Genomic DNA, 19293 nt, shown 5'->3' with positions numbered 1-19293 from the left:
AGATCACAAATATTTGTTTTGTTTCAATTTGTATTTTTCACACAACAACTTGCGCGAATCTTCGTCTATCGATTTTATGTAGCGATTCCATCCAGGACAAAAGTTGATGTGCCAACGCCAAAAGCGGCCTGTTAGCGATTTTGGGTTAATATCATATTTTGCTCTCATTGAACAGTTCTCGCATTGTTGTTCCTTTTTCATATTCTAGTATTTTTAATTTTTTTTCAAAGCCTTTAGCCCTCCAAATAGATATAAAAGTCCAATAATCATGGAAGCTGATGTGGATGATAATTCAAGGTATGTAAAATGGTTTACCATGATTGATATGCCCCACAAAGCACGCATGATAAATATTATTACGATGACAAAGATTACTTCCCTGATAAGTGGAAGCCTAAAGATGATGCCACATGCCGACAGTGCGTATAAAGCACAAGCCAGGAAACATAATGAAATAATTATTGTGATAATATATGGGAAACTATTACCATAAGTTTCTGCAAATCTGTTCATTAAATCGGCTATACCATAAAATTTAAAAATCGTCTCAAGAGAAATAAGACACATTAAATGTCCAAAAAACAAAATTATATTAATAAATGCTCCTATGAGCAAAGCCGAATTCTTAGTTAAAATTTTCTTTTTCATTTTTAAATGTTTTTTCTTGTTCACAATACCAATTTAAATATATAACTGCTTTTGTAATTATTATAGTGTTATCTTTATAAAATGATAATGTACTTATGGAAAGTAAAGTAGGTCGCTGCCATAACAGCAGCAACCTGTAATACTTTTTAGACTTTCTTGCCTATATAAAATACATAGCCATAATAGTGCTTGTATTTTGAATAAAGGTCTGCTTCATGTCGCATGTTATCTACTAGCTCCTTAGCAGTGGCATTACCAGCATGATTTCTCAAAAATATTTCTTGTGCTTTCTTTTGTGGCACATAGTAGCAATCTGTCCAACATTCTTCGGGCAATACAAAAGTTGCTATTGGGATATAACCTGCGCTTTGTAGATGCTTTACCTTATTGGAAATTGTGTCTATTTCTGGATAGGCATCTGTCCAAAAATTAGCTATTTCAGATGGGCGGTTTTCTGTTAACCATGATGCTTCTGTCACAGCAACATAACCGCCTGTCTTAATAAACCGATGCCAATATTCCAAACCATGTTGAAAACCGATGTTATATATAGCTCCTTCACTCCAAATCATGTCAAACTCGTCATTAGTAAAAGGCAGCTCATCCATAGAACCGATGATTGCATTTACTCTGTTAGACAAGTTCAGGGTTTCAAGCCGTGATTTAAGTTTATCTACAAATGTGGGAAACAAATCCAGAGCTACAATCTGCGCAGGAGTATTTTGCGCCAAAGTAATTGTCTGCCCTCCTGTTCCACAACCTAAGTCGGCTATTTTGCTGTTTGGCGAAAGACCTTTTATATAACTGATTGCCAATTTTGTCATTTCTTCACTACCTGGACCTTGACGGTCTATGCTTGAGAAATAATTACATATTAGATTAAAATCAAATTCATTGATTGATTTTTCATTTTTATCATTCATGATGTTTAAAATTAATTGTTTATAAATGTATATAGCTAATACATCCCAGACATAGAATAATGCCCGAGAAAACAGAATAATAACCTATAACCGAAAGGTTATAAGGTTATTTACTTCACAATATCCAAATTTGTATTAAACATCCGTTGGCAAAGTTAGTAATTTTTTCTTAAATTAGGACTATTGAAAGATGATTTTTTTCGCTTACAAGTATAATTCAATAATGCGTTTATAAACAATTCTCTGCAACTCAGCAGTTAATATTCTCAATATTGATTATAGATGTGTTGCACAATTACCTAATGTGGTGTCTAACCATTTCATGATGTATTCATCGTGCGTAAACCCCTGTATATGTCCATCGTAAGGATATACGTCATATCGTTTTTTGGATGTAATGAGATTGTATGCTGCGAAACCTACATGCGCAGGACAGTCGTCATCAAATAATGCAACGGTAAAAAGTACTGGACATTTGATTTTAGAAGCGAATGAGCGAGTATCAATATAATCTTGAATCTTCATCACATTATCAAATGTACAAGGATTACCATAGTAAGCCAAATCATTTTTTAGTTCAGTTTCGCATGTGGTGCGGATTTTTATCTGATGGCGCATATCACATGGGAATGGATCGAAATATGCACATGCAGCAATACGATCGGAACATAAAGCAGCAGTTGCTAAAGTAAGTCCCCCACCTTGGCTTCCACCTTTTACTGCAATTTTATTGTGATCCACTTCTTCTCTGCTGCATAGAAAATCGACAGCACGTACACAGTCCATGTATATGCCGCGATAAGAGACGCTGTCCTTATCATATAATTTGTATCCCCATATCCCAGGCAATCCAAAACCAGGATTAAAAACATCTGCGCTGATGCCATGACCTCTTACACAAAGCGCCAATTCTATTCTGTCTGTATTGTCGCTTAGCATACCGTCTATATTTTCAAATCCCCATCCATAACCAGGCACTTGCAAAACAGCAGGGTGCTTTCCTGATGTACGTGGTACGAAATAATATCCACGAATGGTTATGTTTCCTAAAGACTGCATTTCAACGATGTATACATCTCTCTTGCTTTTCATGCAAAGAGAGTCTACCTTATGGATTCTATATTGTGGTGATATCGAAGCTAGTTCCGACTTAGCCATAGTCCAATAATCGTCGAAATCGTTTTTAACAGTATTGCTGCAATTTATCTGTTCTGGTTTTACAGCCATCCATTGAGCATCTCCGCAATAACCTTTTCCATGCAATAATGCTGTTATCTGATAGAAGCCAGGTGATGCACATAGTCGATTAAGATGGATAATCTTTACGGAATCTCTACGGTTCAAAACTATCAAACTGTCTATAATAGATTTATGAAAATCGTTTTCAATATTAAGTCTTACAAATGCTTTCTGATTTGTACGGTAATGAATGATTATATTTTTGTTCTCATCAATAAATACATGGTTTTTTATCGGCATTGAAATTTTGATGCTTTCAATATTATCACCATTAACAGGACGTAAAGCAATAAGGGTGTTGCTAACTCCACCTGTATATCCAAGCGATGAACAATTTATAGAAATCTTATTACTACCCTTGTGCAGAACATTCCTTGCAATTATAAATGATTCAATAGTATCTTTATTCTCCCCAAACCTATTCCTAATATCTTTAGCGATGGTATCTCCATTTATTACGATACTATTGACAACACATGCCATCCTTACATGCAACACATATTGTGATTTTAAGTTTGATACATTAAAAATGTTGGACAGTTTGCAGTCTCCATCACCAGCAAAGTATCCTTGTCGTTCCCAAGAAAGCAATGTGTTTATAGATGAATGTTGTTTTGCCATGCGTGTGGTAAAACAAGAGTTGTTTTTAAAAGAAATATTCCATGTTAACGGTAGTATATTCTCAGCATTACAATCAAAAGATATTATTGCTAACAAAAAGGAAAAAATAAGTGTTTTTATGGTTGTCTTCATATATGTATTTAATTATTTATCAACGATTATTTTAAATGTGCATTTGTCAGATCCCCCTAAGACGGTTTCGATCATTTCAACTTTAAAGACTATTTCAGGAAATAGTTCGTGCATGACGTATAAAATACTCTGTCTTGAACATTCGCAATGAATCTTAGATTTTGCAAACCCCATATCATGCATAAAACAGAGGCATCTTGGATATCCCATTTCGTATATGTGCCCATTTTCTATTACTCGCTGGAATGAGTATTCTGAGTTGTGTTGTTCCGAAAAGAATAAATCCAAATTTCCTCCACATTTATCGTACCTAGTCTTAAGAAATGGCAAAACTCCATTAGATACGCAATTGATGGCGCATCTTTTAAATACAAGAGCCTGCTGTTCTTCTGGAAGTAAAGCAATCTGATCTTCAATATTATTGAAGTAGCCTCTTGCAATATTTAAATTTTCTTCTTTTATCATTATATATTATTTTAATAGTATCATTTAATCCATCTTGCAACATACCGATGTTCAATAAATAAAAATGCAAAGACTATAACTGATGTAATCAATGAATAAATCAGAATGTTAGAAAGTGTGAACATATTTACGATTTGTTTTATACCATATATACAATAGGGTATGCATAGTAGCGAACTGATAATGGCTGGAATGTATCGGCGGAATGCAATCCACTGGATAATATGTACTACTATATGGATAGAAAATACCATAAAAATACCCATCCATAGCATATAACTAGCTTGCCATAAAGAGGTAAGTGTTACTGCTCCTAACATAAAGAATAACATGGCTACACAAAGCGCAAAACCTTCTGTTGAAGTATTCTTTAAATGTGAAACTAATCTTGGACCTAATTTGGGAAAACGCCAACAAATGTATTCTTCATTCTTTTTCATCCATGGCTTCATCATGATGATTTCTTCAAAATCATGAAGCATAAATATAATTGGCAATGATGATACTAAAATTGTATTCATATCTTATTTAAAATTCAAGTTATTCTTTTTGGTTAATAACACTTCATGTCTAGCATTTGGAACATCCTTTTTTGATTGTCATCTTTCCCTTGTCTGACATCTCTTTTGCATAATTTAGTTCACCGATATCATTAATTCTTCTTATGCATGCATCACGGTCTGATTTGAAAATCAACGCAAATAGTTTGCTGAAAAAGTTATTAAACTTCTTGCAATCATGGGTGTTCATCTGGCATTCTGCGCATGTGTGGTAATTGTTGTTAATACAGCAAGTTCGGATTTTACACCACTTTGCTTTATCGTTTTTACGACACCCAGGACAGTTACCTTTGATAAACTTACCGCATGCTCCACAATATAAGCCGCAATAGGCTATCAACTCCTTGTCTGTTTTTACGTCCTTATTCATTTCTTTGTATATTAATATTGTTTTTGAAATAGGTTGCAGCACAATGTCTGCAACCTACATTGAGTTATACTATTGGTACATAAATCTCAGTTTGCAGTTCATCAGGCTTTGTGCATTCTGGATCATTTAGGTACATTTCAAATACAGGTCTTTCATCTAATTGATATCCTCCATCTGGAATGTATTTTCCGAAGATAGTATCATACACCTCTCCAAGTCTTTCATATGTTCCTTGATAAAGGAATGCTGCATATTTGCCGCCAGCAATTTCTTTCGCACCTATTTCTCCTTGTGGTTCCATCTTGAATGGCAATGTGAGACAGACATCACTCTGCTGTTTGTTCGCTTCTGTTAATTTGGGATCATTGTGGTATATTCCGACATGAGCAATTTTGCATTCATTCAGCATTTGCTTTATGATATCTGATTTTGGTACTGTTCCATACGCCTTTTTCATCTCTTCTGAGAATTTTCCTGATGTGCGGATGTATTGCCATAGTTTCTGCCATGCCAAACAGTAATCATTACCTTTGTAATCACCGAAAAGACAAATATAAATTGCTTGCATCGGTTCCAAATTAACTACTCTTTCTTTTAGTTCCAAATCGGGACTAATCTTCAATGGTTTCATAATCGTGTACTTTTTATAGTTTTTATACTCTATTGGTGTGATTTCATAGAATTGCTTGAATACTTTCGAAAGAGAAGAAGGTACATCATATCCCACTTTGTAAGCTATTTCCTGAACGGGCATATCACTGTAACGAAGTAGCCGGGCTGCAGTCTCGACTCTCATTCTTGTGATGAATGCACCGACCGGTTCTCCAAGAAAAGCTTTGAAGATGCGATGGAAATGATATGGCGAAAAGTTAGCGATACTTGCTAGTGTCTCTAAGTCAATATCATCTGTCAAATGATTGTTAATGTATTCGATAATGATATTGATTCTTTTCGAATAGTCCTCTCTTGTTGATGTTTTCTGTTGCATAATTCTATTTCTATATCACAGATGCAAAGGTAAGTGCGATTATGTCAGAATGCTTTTCCAATCTTGCTAACTTAATGTGACTTGAAATTTTTGAATGCTTTCTTTTTAAGCAATGTTTTATAGTTAATATTATTTTATGAAAGACCCAATCTCAATAAGATTCCCTTCTGGGTCGGATATGTAACATGTACGTTGTCCCCATGGTTCGGTATTTGGTTTCATGACAGAAGTAGCACCTTTGCTGATGGCGTCGTTGTATGCTTTGTCAACAGCATCATAGTTATCCACACTCAAAGCTATTTCGTAATGGCCATTAGTGCCATGTGCGTAATTGAACTTACTTTCCGTCATCTGCTCAAAATCTGTTCTGCGATACAAAAGGAAGAGAGTTCCATCTTTTACTAGATAGACGTTGGTCGTGTTTTCTTCTTCTTTGATTTCAAATCCCAACACATCGCGGTAGAACCTGACCATCGTCGGCATGTCTTTTACAAAAATTCCAAATCCGTCTAATTTCATATAACTGTTGTTTTAAATTGCTACTGCAAAGATAGGAAATAAAAACCTTTATTTCCAAGGATTCATATCAGATTTCATATACTAATGCTATATATAACTTAACAAAGGTATATAAGAAATCAATATACACACTATTTATGTGTCTAAATGATAAAAGGCTTGAAGATATTTCCAAGCCTTTTATTATGATAAAGCAAATAATAATTAATCTACTTCCTGGTCAGCTTCGTAGCCACCCATTTCGCGGATAGCATTTTTGAGTATGGTATATTGTTCGAATAAATTGTTTACAGCTTCTTCGCCCTTTGTATAGTCGTGCATAGGACTCTTTAGGAAGAAACTTAAGAAACGTTGTATTCCGAACTTACCAGCACGTGCTGCAAGGTCGCTGAGCAAAGTTAGGTCAAGGAGTAATGGCGCTGCAAGGATAGAATCGCGACATAAGAAATTAATCTTAATCTGCATCGGATATCCCATCCATCCGAAGATGTCAATATTGTCCCAACCTTCTTTATTATCATTGCGAGGAGGATAATAATTTATACGAACCTTATGATAAACGTTGCCATATAGGTCTGGTTGGTCGTCTGACTTGAGAATGGTCTCCAATGTGGACAGCTTGCTGACTTCCTTTGTGCGAAAATTTGCTGGCTCATCAAGGACTAGACCGTCACGATTGCCGAGAATGTTAGTCGAGAACCAACCATTGAGTCCAAGACAACGTGTTCCTATAATAGGAGCGAAACCACTCTTTACAAGAGTTTGACCTGTCTTGAAGTCTTTACCTGCAATAGGCATCTTGGTCTTTTCTGCCAATTCCCACATTGCCGGAATGTCGACAGTAGTGTTAGGAGCACCCATAATAAAAGGAGCTTCCTCAGAAAGTGCAGCATAAGCATAGCACATAGAAGGAGCTATATGCTCGCGGTCATCATCTTTCATTGCTTTCTCAAGAGAAGCCAACGTCCCGTGTATAGGTTCATACTCAGGAACGTATATTTCTGTTGATGCAGCCCAGATAACAACAATGCGTGAACAATTGTTTTTTGCTTTGAAATCTCGTATGTCTTTACGTATGCCCTCCATCATTTCCCAACGATTTTTGCAGTCTTTTACATTATCACCGTCTAGGCGTTTTGCATAGTTGTGGTCAAAGGCTGCTTTCATTGGAACTATTTTTTCAAGTTCTTCACGAACCGGGTTGATGTCTTTTTCTTTGAGGACTTCAGCGTAGATCGCGCTTTGATAAGCATTTTGTGGATAAATGTCCCATGTTCCGAAGACGATGTCATTAAGTTTGGCTAGTGGTACAATATCTGAATAGTGAAGATACTTTTTGTCGTTGCCTTTTCCTACGCGAATTTTATCATACTGTGTCATTGAACCTACTGGTTTTGCAAGACCTTTGCGTGCCATTAATACACCTGTCATAAATGTAGTAGCTACGGCGCCACATCCTACTACCATGATGCCTAGTTTGCCATCTGCCGGCTTTACGTTAGTTAATTTCATTTGATATTTAGCTTATTATAATTAAGAACATCATTCCGCAGCGAAATAATTAATTCAATCTACACTCTGATCTACCAAAAAGTGTGTCGGAGTATGTACATGTCGAAAATTCATTTATCTTAGTGCTGCGGAATCCCTAAATTAAAGAATATCGACATGTGCGCAAAAATAGCAATAAAATTTAATAAAATGATAATTATTTGTTGAATATTATTTAAAATAGGCTGATTTTGCGCTTATTTTCATCAAATTGGAAAACTAACATGTTTAAAAACATAGTCAATTAAGCTATCTATGAAGTGTTTTGTTATTTGCCACTTTTTACAGCTCCACTGTCTTTATCCTCGTTGTTGCGTAGTTTGTGTCCACCATCATATTTTCGTCCGAAGCTGATATCCCAGTTAAGTGTTAATGCTATAAGGCGCGCACTTTCACGTATATGCATTGTTTGATGACTTGGCGCAAAGCTATTATAGTTTATTGTAGGTAGGTTATAACTTTGTCTGCTTGAAAATGGATTGACAATCATTAATCCCAATGACACCTTCTTAATTTTATATCTTGCCATAGCCAGCATCAGACTCTCGCTAGATGTCATGGTTTCACCATAAAATGAGTTGCAATGGTTTTTGCCTTTTAAGAGTAAGGTCAGATTCTTGTATTGCATCATAGCTTCTACATCATAATACCAGTTTGTGTAATAATGATGATAAGTAACCCCATAACTATCAAAATAGTTTATACCGGTAGTGACATTAAATGTAAACAGTTTAAATAGTGGACCAACCTCAATCCCTAGTTCTGGATTTAGGCTCTGCCAACTTTTCTGATTTTGCTGTGTACGTATGAATTTGCTTCCTTCTCTTAATGTTTCTTCCATTACAGGATTTTGCTGGTATTGATAATTCATATTAAAATTTACGTTGAAAATGTCATTTCGCCATTCATAATATAAATTTGTCATCCATGTGTGGCTGACACTTAAATTAGGATTACCTCTTCGTATCTGTAAAGAATCTATTACCTGCTCAACATTACTGATATCTCCAAGACTTGGAGTTTTATATGAACGCTCTCCACTTACTTTTATATATGACTTATCATTAATCGTGTAGCTCATGCTTGCTTTGGGATACCATTCTGTCTGATATAGTCTGTTAGAGCCTTGTAGCATCCATATATAAGAAAAATATGCGCCAAAAGAATAGTTGAATTTACCTATATTATGTTTCCATTCAGCAAAGCTACGTGCATATCCATCGTGCATATTTGTTGTTTGATTAACGGTTCCTGTATAGTCATTACTAGTATAAGCCTGACTTCCGTTTAATCCAAAACTCAAACTGCCGGTTTTAATTAGCCCAATAGAATATATCGCTTCTGCAATAATAGAATGCTTATTACCTTTAGTTGTGGAATTTATATCTGTTTGTATATCAGTGTTTTTACTTTCGGTGTAGTTTCTCTGTATGTCATTCTGAATATATGTCCCAACAACATCAAAAATAAGTGTACTGTTCTTGTTAAAGTTTCGTTGAAAGTAGATGTCTAGCCAAGGACGTGTGGTGTTGTTGCTATTGATATCAAGCATGTTCACGAAATTATTTCTGTCATTAATTGGGAATAATGTGCTACTTGTATTTGTTTTAAACTTCGAATAATCAAGATTCAAAGTGGTGTTTATATACCATTTGTCTCCGTTTTTATAATTATAGTATATATTCCCATACACATAGTTCATCTTAAAAGCGTCGGGTTGTCCGTTTTCCATACGTGTAAATGAACTTCCGTCTTGATAATTGAAAGTTTCGGTATTGTCGCGCCATTGGTGAAGATTGCGATAGCTCTGCCATACAGAGACTCCGATTTGTGATTTTCCTTTATTATACGATCCTGATAATTGATCTTCTCCCCATCCATCAAAAGGAGAATGACGACTTTCAAGAGATAATGTTCCTCCAGATACTGGTCGCTTTGTTATGTAGTCGATAACACAAGCAACATTCTGTCCGTATTTCATGCCAGGATTGTCATGATACTCAATTCTTTGGATCTCTTCTGGTCTGAGTGCTTTTATCTGCTGCATATCAACTTTTGCTCCATTAATTCGAGTTTGTACTTCTCCTTGCGCAGAAGATGATATAGTGTTATCAATTGGATTGATATGTAAGCGACTCAATTGCATCGCTCTTAACAAATCTATGCCGTTGGTAGAAGCCTTAATCTGAAATTTTGTTGGTAATGCCACTTGTTTGTCAGAAGTTCTGATGACTTTTGCTGCACTCACAACGACTTCGTTAAGTTGATGTGTCGCAGACTCCATAGATATATTACCAAGTTCAATATTATTATTCAGGAGTTTGATGTTTATACTTTTGTCATCAAATCCTAGACTGGTTATTACTATTTTGTAATCTCCATTGTTGATATTCTCAAAAATGAATTGCCCATTTTTATCAGATGTGACACCTGAAACAAATGACGAGTCTTGTTTCTGCAAAATGACAGATGCATAATCAACAATATCCTTGTTTGATATTAATTTACCTTTAATCGAGTATGTATTCGCTTTTGCGCAGCATACTGAAAGAAATAATAATAATGCGATTGTAATTCTTTTGTCCATATGTTAATCAATTTTATATGTTTAGACGTTGTTTAACGAAAAAATGTTGCATTCATTGCTAAATATGTTGCGAGATTATTAATTTTGATTAATATAATGTGTATTAATAATATATTGAAACAACATAAGTATATAGTTCGCTATTTCATGGTAAAAAGTTTAGTTAATTATATTCAAATCTTGGCATAATGCAGAAAAACAGTGTATCTTTGTGACGATTTATTAAATAGATTATATGAATAAGCAAGTTTTTCAGACAGACAATAAGTCAAGATGGATGAAATTTAAGTGGACAATCAGAGTTTTTGTCTTCATAGCAGTGATATTTATTGCTATATTTATAACAATGTTTATTATAGATCATATTCCAAGCGTTCCTTTCCGTCAGGATTTTCGTAGTGCAATGACGGCATCAAAGCCATTCTTGCAAGAAACAAAATACTCACGTGAATATAAAGGATTCCGTTCATTTATATCTGAAAAAAAATTGCATAATAACTATGCTCAGGAGAAAATGAGGAGATTGGGAAAACTAAGACGTTTTGGCGGACGCAGTGATTCCCTTATTCAGAAAAATGTGGATAGTTGGACAGATTTCTCCGCTGGAATACGTGCGGGATTCTATGTATCATGGGATCCAAAATCATATACCTCTTTGCGTCAAAACATTCATAATCTCAATTTGGTAATGCCTGAGTGGATGTTTCTTGATCCAAAAACCGATGGTATGAAGTTGAAGGCTGATAATAAGGGACTTGCATTGATGCACAAAAGTGGAGTGCCTATTATGCCGATGCTTACGAATAATATTGATAAATCTTTCCGTGGTGATGTCGTAAGTCGTATTCTTCATAATCCAATGAAACGACGTAAGCTCATTGATAGCATTGTATATCAATGTGTGAAAAACAATTTCGTTGGAGTAAATATTGACTTTGAGGAATTAACCGAAAATAGCGATGAATACTTGATAACGTTTATCAAGGAGCTTACTACTACGATGCATAACAACGGACTTCTGGTTACAGAGGATGTTGAGCCGTTTAACGACGATTATAATTATAAAGAACTAGCTAAATACTTGGACTATCTGGTGTTAATGGCGTATGATGAGTATTCTTTGTCAAGTGATCCTGGTCCTGTATCTTCACAAAAATGGATAGAGGCCGCTTTAGATCATACAGCGCTCAATGTTCCAAATAATAAAATTATATTAGGTCTTGCTGCATTTGGTTATGACTGGAGTAAGAATCCTGATGGTAACACCAGTCTTGATTATCAGGGAGCTTTAGCCAAAGCGGCAGAAAGCGGATCAAAGATAAACTTTGATAACAATACATATAATCTTGATTTCGCATATCGTGACGAAAGAGATTATCTGCATCAGGTGTATTTTACAGATGCAGCAACAACGTTTAATGTGATGCGTTTCGGTTCAGAATACGGTCTTGCTGGTTTTGGGCTTTGGCGCATGGGAAGTGAGGATAACCGTATATGGAAATACTATGGCAATGACATGCAAAGCAGTTCACTTGGAAAAGTTGGGCAGCATGAATTTGAGGAAGTAAAACTTACTAGTGGTATAAACTATCTTGGTGATGGTGAGATTCTGGATGTTAAGAAAACTCCTAAACAAGGAAAAATAAAGCTTGTTATGGATAGCACAAACACTCTTATTGCTGAAGAAGATTATATAAAGATACCTACATCATATCAGATAATGAAATATGGTGAAGCTGGAGAAAAGGAACTATTGCTGACTTTTGATGATGGACCAGATTATCGCTGGACTCCAAAGATTCTTGATATATTAAAGAAGTATAAGTTGCATGCCGCTTTCTTCGTTGTGGGAATACAGGCAGAACGTAATGTTCCTCTGGTAAGACGTATATATGACGACGGAAATCTTGTGGGTAACCATACTTTCTCTCACCGTAATGTCGCAAATGTGTCACCAGACAGAACTTTCGCGGAGCTGAAACTTACTAGACTTCTTATTGAATGTATTACCGGACATACCACGATACTTTTCCGCCCACCTTATAATGCCGATAGTGAACCGGCAAATATGGAGGAACTTGTGCCAGTTGTTCTGGCAAGAGAGCAAAACTATATTGATGTTGGTGAGAGCATAGACCCAGAGGACTGGGAGCCTGGAATAACTGCAGATCAGATATTCAATCGAGTTGTAAAGCAAGTGAAACAAGGTGCAGGGCATGTTATATTATTGCATGATGCTGGTGGCGATACACGAAAAGAGACGATAAAGGCGTTGCCACGCATAATAGAATACTTCCAAAAAAGAGGGTATAAGTTTGTTACGTTAGAAGATATTCTTAAAAAGGATCGTAGCCAATTGATGCCTAACGTTGAAAAAGGAAAAGAATATTACGCAATGCAGGCCAATCTGGCTCTTGTTACTGCTACATACGATGTAATACAGTTCCTAACAGCAATGTTTATCATCTTCATCATTCTTGGTATAGGACGATTGCTGTTTATGGTTTGTCTAACAATAAAGGAACGCCGTAAGGAAAAACGACAGCAACATAAACTAAATTTTACATCTGATGCACCAAAGGTTTCTATCATTGTGCCAGCATATAACGAGGAAGTGGATGCTGTTTCTTCATTGGAGAACTTACTCAATCAGGATTATCCAAATTTCAATGTGATATTTGTAGATGATGGTAGTAAGGACAACACTTATAAAAGCGTGTGCGATGCATTTAGTGACAACCCTAAGATGGTTATACTAACAAAGGCTAATGGCGGTAAGGCATCAGCACTCAACTACGGTATATCAAATACCGACGCAGAATTTCTTGTATGTATTGATGCTGATACTAAACTGTATCCTAATGCTGTATCACTGCTTATGTCACACTTCCTTCGTTCTGGAGCTGAAAAAGTTGGTTCGGTTGCTGGTAATGTGAAAGTAGGAAACCAACGTAATATGTTAACAAAATGGCAAGCTATAGAATATACGACGAGTCAGAACTTTGATCGTATGGCTTATGCAGCTATAAATGCTATTACTGTTGTTCCTGGTGCTATAGGTGCTTTCCGCAAGAAAGCAATAGAAGATGCAGGGGGGCTGACTACTGATACATTGGCTGAGGATTGTGACTTGACAATAAGAATCAACCGTGCAGGATATGTGATTGAAAATGAGAATCGTGCTGTTGCAATGACAGAAGCACCAGAGCATATAAAGCAATTTATGAAACAACGTGTGCGCTGGACTTTTGGAGTAATGCAAACATTCTGGAAACATCGTGATGCATTGATGGTAAAGAAGCATAAAGGACTCGGATTCTGGGCTTTACCTAACATACTGATATTCCAGTTTATCATACCAACATTCTCCCCACTTGCCGATCTGTTTATGATTATTGGCTTGTTTAGTGGTAATGCATGGCAGATATTCATATATTATCTTATGTTTACAGCCGTTGATTGTAGTGTTTCAGTAGCAGCTTATCTATTTGAGAAGCAACCTTTGCGAGTACTGTTGTGGATAATACCTCAACGCTTTGCGTATAGATGGATAATGTATGTTGTGCTGTTCAAGAGTTACAAGCGTGCTTTAAAGGGAGAGCTACAGACGTGGGGAGTACTTAAACGTACAGGAAATGTTGGAAGTATCAATTCTAAAAAGAATTAATAGACCAATACAGTGCAATGAGTATAATTTATTATGAATATAAAGATACATTTTAGTCATAAGGAGGAAATCTGGAACTCATGGAGTCATGCCGGAGGTATTGCTTTGGGCATAGTATTTGGAGTGATATTTCTTATATGGTGCTTTCGTGCTCATGACGGAATAGCTGCAGTCGGAGTTATATTGTATCTCTTTGGGATGCTATGCTCTTATGTTGCCTCAACATTATATCATTCTTTGTCAGCTTGGAGTAAGTGGAAAGAAAAATTGCGCAAATGGGATCATTCTGCTATATATTGGCATATTGCCGGTAGTTACTCTCCTATAACACTTATCGCATTACGCAACCATGGATATTGGGGGCTGACTTTGTTCTGCTTTGTATGGGGATGTGCGATAATAGGTACGATCATAAGTTTTGTAAACCTAAAGGATCATAGCAATCTTGAGACAATCGCTTTTGTCGGAATGGGATTTAGTATGCTCATTGCTATCAAACCTTTGATAGATTCTTTAAGCGGAGGTGCCTTAGAATGGATTATAGCAGAAGGTGTATGCTATATAACCGGAGCTGTATTCTATAGTTTAAACAAAAGAAAATACATGCACACAGTATTCCATTTCTTTGTGCTGGCAGGTAGTGTATGCCATATAGTTGCTGTATGGGACATACTTATGAAATATGTTTAAAATAGATTTAACAATATAAGACGGGGCATGTCAATCATTGACATGCCCCGTCTTTGTCTTTAAAAGAGTATTTGTTTTATACGTAGTGCTGACGAGTGTTCATACGTGCTTCAACAACGTTCACAACATAGTCTCCAAGTTTCTCGCATTCCTGAATTATATCCATATACATCGTTCCTATGGCGTAGGTATACGAATGTGAGTTGACATCATTAATGTTTTGAGTTTTCAGTTGATTGCGGAAGTTGTTTATTTCATTCTCAATATTGAAAGAGCGGTTTACATCAATGTTTTCCTTGTTGTGAGAAAACATATAGTTCATCTGTTCAAGTGCACTTTCTGTTAGTTCAAACATCTGATGAATATGTTCGTATTGTTGAGGCGTAAAATCCTCTTTGCCTGTTACACGACGATTTACGGTACGAGCAATGTTGTAGCAACTGTCTCCGATACTTTCAATTTCGCTTATTTCACGTAGCATGGCACGAATCTTAGCCTTAGTCTCATCACTTAAATGTGCATCGCTTACTTGGTCAAGGTATTTAGCGATTTCTATTTCCATGTTGTCGCTTATGCCTTCATATTTTTCAATACGACTAAAAATCTTAAGTAAATTCTTTTCGTCTTTTTCTTTTAGAAGATCACGTACCATCCCAAACATTCTTTGTATACGTTCTGAAAAACTGCATATCTCTTTCTGAGCTTCAAGTACACTTAACTCTGCGGTTTTCATGATACCTGTCTGGATGAATCTCAGGCGGAAGTCATCTTCATCATTTTGCTTTTTAGGTCTTATAACTTTGCATACAATCTTTTTAATTTGAGGTATAAAACCTACAAGAACCAATGTGTTAGCTACATTGAATGTGGTGTGAAAAGCGGCTAGTACAAAACTCAGCTTAGCAGTGTTAGCAAGAAAATTTGGATCGGCTTTTGTCATAGTTTCGTTATATCCGACAAAGCCACAAACCATATCTATAAACGGTTTGAAGATGCACAGTACCCATAACACACCGAACATATTGAACAACATGTGGGCAAATGCGGCTCGTCTAGCTTGCGTGTTTGCTGTCAATGCGGCTATGTTTGATGTTACTGTAGTTCCGATATTCTCACCCATCACAAGTGCTATACCTTGATATATTGGTAATACACCATTAGAACAAAGAATCATTGTTATAGCCATAATGGCTGCCGAGCTTTGTACACACATAGTGAGCACACTTCCTATTAATAGGAACACCAATGTCGTAGTGAAACTGTTAGGGTCAAATGATGTAAAGAATGCTAATACTGGTTGATTGTGAGCTAGGTCCATATCAATACCAGTTTGTCTTAGAGTTCCCAAACCAAGGAACATAAATGATACTCCGAAAATGAAGTCTCCAAGTATCTTACGCTTTTTTGAGTAGATTAGTATTATAGCTATAAAGAAAGCGGGCCATACAAAATCTGTGATATTGAATGAAAATCCTGCACTCATTATCCAGGCTGTTAGAGTGGTTCCTATGTTTGCGCCCATAATTACCGATATTGCCTGTGCGAGGGTTAGAAGTCCAGCGTTAACAAATGACACTGTCATTACAGTTGTTGCGGTAGAGCTTTGTACAGCGGCGGTAATGAATGTGCCGGTAAGGATTCCTGTGAAGCGGTTAGTGGTCATTGCTCCTAATACGTGACGAAGTTGGGGACCAGCCATTTTCTGTAAACTATCGCTCATAGACTTCATTCCGAACATGAGAAGTGCGAGCGAACCAATAAGTTTAAAAAATATCCAAATCGACATAATTTATTTAATTTGTAATGTCTAAATTTTGTGGAGATGCAAAACTTTTATACCTTTGGAGAAAAGATGTTATAACAGTCAAGTTAACATTATTATATATATTAAATGCCAAGCTATGAAACAAGTAATACAAATCCGTTGCAAAAATAATAAAAAAACTCAAGACGTGGCAATAGGAAGCACACTTTCTGATGTTTTTTCTCAATTTAATATTGATATGCCATTTGGTCCTATATGTGCAAGAGTGAATAATAAAGTTGAAGGAATGCACTACAGAGTATATCATAGTAAGGATGTTGAATTCCTTGATATGTATTCAGCGTCAGCTTCCCGTAATTATACGCGTACATTATTTTTTGTTTTGTGTAAGGCTGTTCATGATATTTATCCCAAGAGTCGTGTAGTGATAGACATTCCTGTATCTAACGGGTATTATGTAAATTTGCAGCTAGGACATACTGTTGGCCTTGAAGATGTTGATAACATAAGGGAACGTATGCAGAAAATTATCAGTGATCATATACCAGTTACAAGGTATGAAGTGCCAAGCGAGCAGGCGATAAAGATGTTTCGTGACCGTGGTGATGCGGCTAAGGTAAAGCTTCTCGAAAGTAGCGGTAGGTTATATACGACATACTATCAGATTGGCGATTATGTTGACTTTTATTACGGTTCACTTCTTACCAATACACGAAAATTGTATCTGTTTGGGTTAGAAAAGTATTATGATGGACTTTTGTTACGTATTCCGTCCTTGAAAGATCCTTCTGTGTTACCTGAAATGACACGACAAGATAAAATGTTTGAAATATTCAAGGAACACCATAGATGGCAGGATATTATGGGTGTAAGAACTGTTGGCGATTTTAATGAGTCGGTGACAAGTGGCTATGCTACAGGATTAATTAATGTAAGCGAAGCTTTGCAGGAAAAAAAGATTGCTATGATCGCTGATGAAATTGCAAGTCGCAAGGGGATAAAGTTAGTGTTGCTTGCGGGGCCTTCATCTTCAGGAAAGACAACTACTTGCAAAAGATTATCTATACAATTGCTTGCAAATGGGATAAAACCATTGCAAATAAGTCTGGATGACTATTTCGTGGATAGGGAACATACACCGAAGGATGATAATGGCGAATTTGATTATGAAAGTATATACGCATTGAATCTAAAACTTATCAATGAACAGTTTAATGATTTGTTCAGAGGTGAGGAAGTTGAATTGCCTAAATATAATTTTCAATCGGGAACAAGTGAGAAAAGTGGTAAAAAATTGAAAATGAGCGAGCATAATGTATTAGTGGTTGAAGGAATACATGCACTTAATCCTGAACTGACATCACAAATACCTGAAGAACAGATATTTCGTGTTTATGCATCAGCCCTTACTACGATATTGCTTGATGACCATAACTATATACCTACAACGGATAATCGCTTGCTAAGGCGTATCGTAAGAGATTTTAAATATCGTGGAGTAACTGCTATGGAAACTATCCATAGATGGCCTTCGGTAAGGGCTGGTGAAAATAAATGGATCTTCCCGTATCAGGAAAATGCTGATGCTGTTTTTAATACCGCTATGTTGTTTGAACTTGCTGTGCTCAAAACACAGGCAGAGCCTTTGCTGGAGCAGGTTCCTGAAAATTGTGATGAATATAGTGAAGCTTACCGGCTATTGAAGTTTCTTAAGTATTTTCAGCCGATTAGTAATAGGGATATTCCGCCAACTTCTTTGTTGAGAGAATTCCTTGGGGGAAGTTCTTTTAAATATTAATTTACAAAAAACGTGCTTTATCTTTTAATAATTAATCAGCCATGTCTTTAAAAGATGCTGATTATTAAAAGATAAAGCACGTTTTGTTATCGTATTTTTATAATTTATCTCCGTAACATAAATCACCCGCATCACCGAATCCTGGTACGATATATTTATGTTCATTCATTCCTGGATCAATGGCACCGCACCAAATAGTGGTTTTATCCTCAGGGAATGTATTCTTTATATGTTCTATACCTTCCGGAGTTGCAATCACACAACATACGTGAATCTGTTTAGGAGTACCTTTCGTAACAAAAGCCTTATAACCAAGTTCCATGCTTCCGCCAGTTGCCAACATAGGGTCGGCGATGATGAGAATTTTCTCGTCAATGCTAGGTGTAGCAAGATACTCTATATGTATGTCAACCTCATGGTGTTCTTGATCCTTGTATTCACGGTATGCGCTTACAAAAGCATTACCGGCATGATCGAAGATATTCAGAAATCCATTATGAAATGGGAGTCCTGCGCGAAAAATGGTTGCAAGTACAATTTTATCTGTTGGTACATTAATTTTAGCTATGCCTAATGGAGTGGCAACTTCCTTTTCGCTGTATTCTAATGTCTTTGAGAGTTCAAAAGCCTCGAATTCGCCGATACGCACAATATTGTTTCTAAACAGTAATCTGTTTTTCTGATAATCAACATCGCGAATTTCAGCCAAATATTGGTTGATGATGCTGTTTTGCTCTGAGAAATTTACTATTTTCATAGGTCGTTTTATA

General features: G+C 36.2%; 16 protein-coding genes. 3 read left to right on the top strand and 13 right to left on the bottom strand.

Annotated elements, in window-relative coordinates; translation table 11 throughout:
* Positions 1-3: 3 nt before the first annotated feature.
* The 11 genes from prwr041_RS05270 to prwr041_RS05220 form a co-directional block, all read right to left on the bottom strand.
* A complete protein-coding gene (locus prwr041_RS05270; RefSeq protein WP_207155288.1) occupies positions 4-201 on the bottom strand; it encodes a hypothetical protein in 198 nt (65 codons plus the stop codon).
* 12 nt (positions 202-213) lie between these two features.
* Positions 214-648: a hypothetical protein gene (locus prwr041_RS05265; RefSeq protein ID WP_207155287.1), complete on the bottom strand. Its 435-nt coding sequence runs from the start codon at positions 646-648 to the stop codon at positions 214-216.
* A gap of 146 nt (positions 649-794) precedes the next feature.
* Positions 795-1571, bottom strand: a complete 777-nt coding sequence (locus tag prwr041_RS05260; protein ID WP_207155286.1) for a class I SAM-dependent methyltransferase — start codon at positions 1569-1571, stop codon at positions 795-797.
* A gap of 276 nt (positions 1572-1847) precedes the next feature.
* The gene (locus prwr041_RS05255) at positions 1848-3431 is read right to left on the bottom strand and encodes an acetylxylan esterase (RefSeq protein ID WP_207155285.1); all 1584 of its coding nucleotides are present in this window, start codon (positions 3429-3431) and stop codon (positions 1848-1850) included.
* A 144-nt stretch (positions 3432-3575) separates the two neighbouring features.
* The gene (locus prwr041_RS05250) at positions 3576-4028 is read right to left on the bottom strand and encodes a hypothetical protein (RefSeq protein ID WP_237072310.1); all 453 of its coding nucleotides are present in this window, start codon (positions 4026-4028) and stop codon (positions 3576-3578) included.
* Positions 4029-4048: 20 nt separating this feature from the next.
* Positions 4049-4549, bottom strand: a complete 501-nt coding sequence (locus tag prwr041_RS05245) for an HXXEE domain-containing protein (RefSeq protein ID WP_207155284.1) — start codon at positions 4547-4549, stop codon at positions 4049-4051.
* A gap of 49 nt (positions 4550-4598) precedes the next feature.
* Positions 4599-4958 carry a DUF3795 domain-containing protein gene (locus prwr041_RS05240; RefSeq protein ID WP_207155283.1) on the bottom strand — a complete coding sequence of 120 codons (360 nt, stop codon included), beginning with the start codon at positions 4956-4958 and terminating at the stop codon, positions 4599-4601.
* A 64-nt stretch (positions 4959-5022) separates the two neighbouring features.
* Positions 5023-5946 carry an AraC family transcriptional regulator gene (locus tag prwr041_RS05235; RefSeq protein ID WP_207155282.1) on the bottom strand — a complete coding sequence of 308 codons (924 nt, stop codon included), beginning with the start codon at positions 5944-5946 and terminating at the stop codon, positions 5023-5025.
* A gap of 129 nt (positions 5947-6075) precedes the next feature.
* On the bottom strand, positions 6076-6465 hold the full coding sequence (locus tag prwr041_RS05230) for a VOC family protein (protein ID WP_207155281.1): 390 nt from the start codon (positions 6463-6465) through the stop codon (positions 6076-6078).
* A 204-nt stretch (positions 6466-6669) separates the two neighbouring features.
* Positions 6670-7977, bottom strand: coding sequence for an inositol-3-phosphate synthase (locus tag prwr041_RS05225; RefSeq protein WP_207155280.1), 1308 nt, complete (start codon positions 7975-7977; stop codon positions 6670-6672).
* 307 nt (positions 7978-8284) lie between these two features.
* Positions 8285-10603 carry a TonB-dependent receptor gene (locus prwr041_RS05220; protein WP_207155279.1) on the bottom strand — a complete coding sequence of 773 codons (2319 nt, stop codon included), beginning with the start codon at positions 10601-10603 and terminating at the stop codon, positions 8285-8287.
* Between the two features lie 235 nt (positions 10604-10838).
* Between prwr041_RS05220 and prwr041_RS05215 the strand changes: the two genes are divergently transcribed.
* Positions 10839-14270, top strand: coding sequence for a polysaccharide deacetylase family protein (locus prwr041_RS05215; RefSeq protein ID WP_207155278.1), 3432 nt, complete (start codon positions 10839-10841; stop codon positions 14268-14270).
* Positions 14271-14303: 33 nt separating this feature from the next.
* Positions 14304-14960, top strand: a complete 657-nt coding sequence (trhA, locus tag prwr041_RS05210; RefSeq protein ID WP_207155277.1) for a PAQR family membrane homeostasis protein TrhA — start codon at positions 14304-14306, stop codon at positions 14958-14960.
* Between the two features lie 76 nt (positions 14961-15036).
* Here trhA and prwr041_RS05205 read toward each other — a convergent pair whose 3' ends face one another.
* On the bottom strand, positions 15037-16746 hold the full coding sequence (locus prwr041_RS05205; RefSeq protein ID WP_207155276.1) for a Na/Pi cotransporter family protein: 1710 nt from the start codon (positions 16744-16746) through the stop codon (positions 15037-15039).
* A gap of 115 nt (positions 16747-16861) precedes the next feature.
* Between prwr041_RS05205 and prwr041_RS05200 the strand changes: the two genes are divergently transcribed.
* Positions 16862-18523 (top strand): nucleoside kinase, encoded by a 1662-nt coding sequence (locus prwr041_RS05200; protein WP_207155275.1) that lies wholly within the window; start codon positions 16862-16864, stop codon positions 18521-18523.
* Between the two features lie 97 nt (positions 18524-18620).
* On the opposite strand, the gene upp is transcribed toward prwr041_RS05200, so the two are convergent.
* The gene (upp, locus tag prwr041_RS05195) at positions 18621-19280 is read right to left on the bottom strand and encodes a uracil phosphoribosyltransferase (RefSeq protein ID WP_207155274.1); all 660 of its coding nucleotides are present in this window, start codon (positions 19278-19280) and stop codon (positions 18621-18623) included.
* Positions 19281-19293 lie beyond the last annotated feature (13 nt).

This window comes from Prevotella herbatica (assembly GCF_017347605.1).
In the GTDB taxonomy this organism is placed as follows: domain Bacteria; phylum Bacteroidota; class Bacteroidia; order Bacteroidales; family Bacteroidaceae; genus Prevotella; species Prevotella herbatica.
The sequence above is the reverse complement of the archived record's forward strand: the minus strand, read 5'-3'. Positions and strand labels throughout refer to the sequence as shown.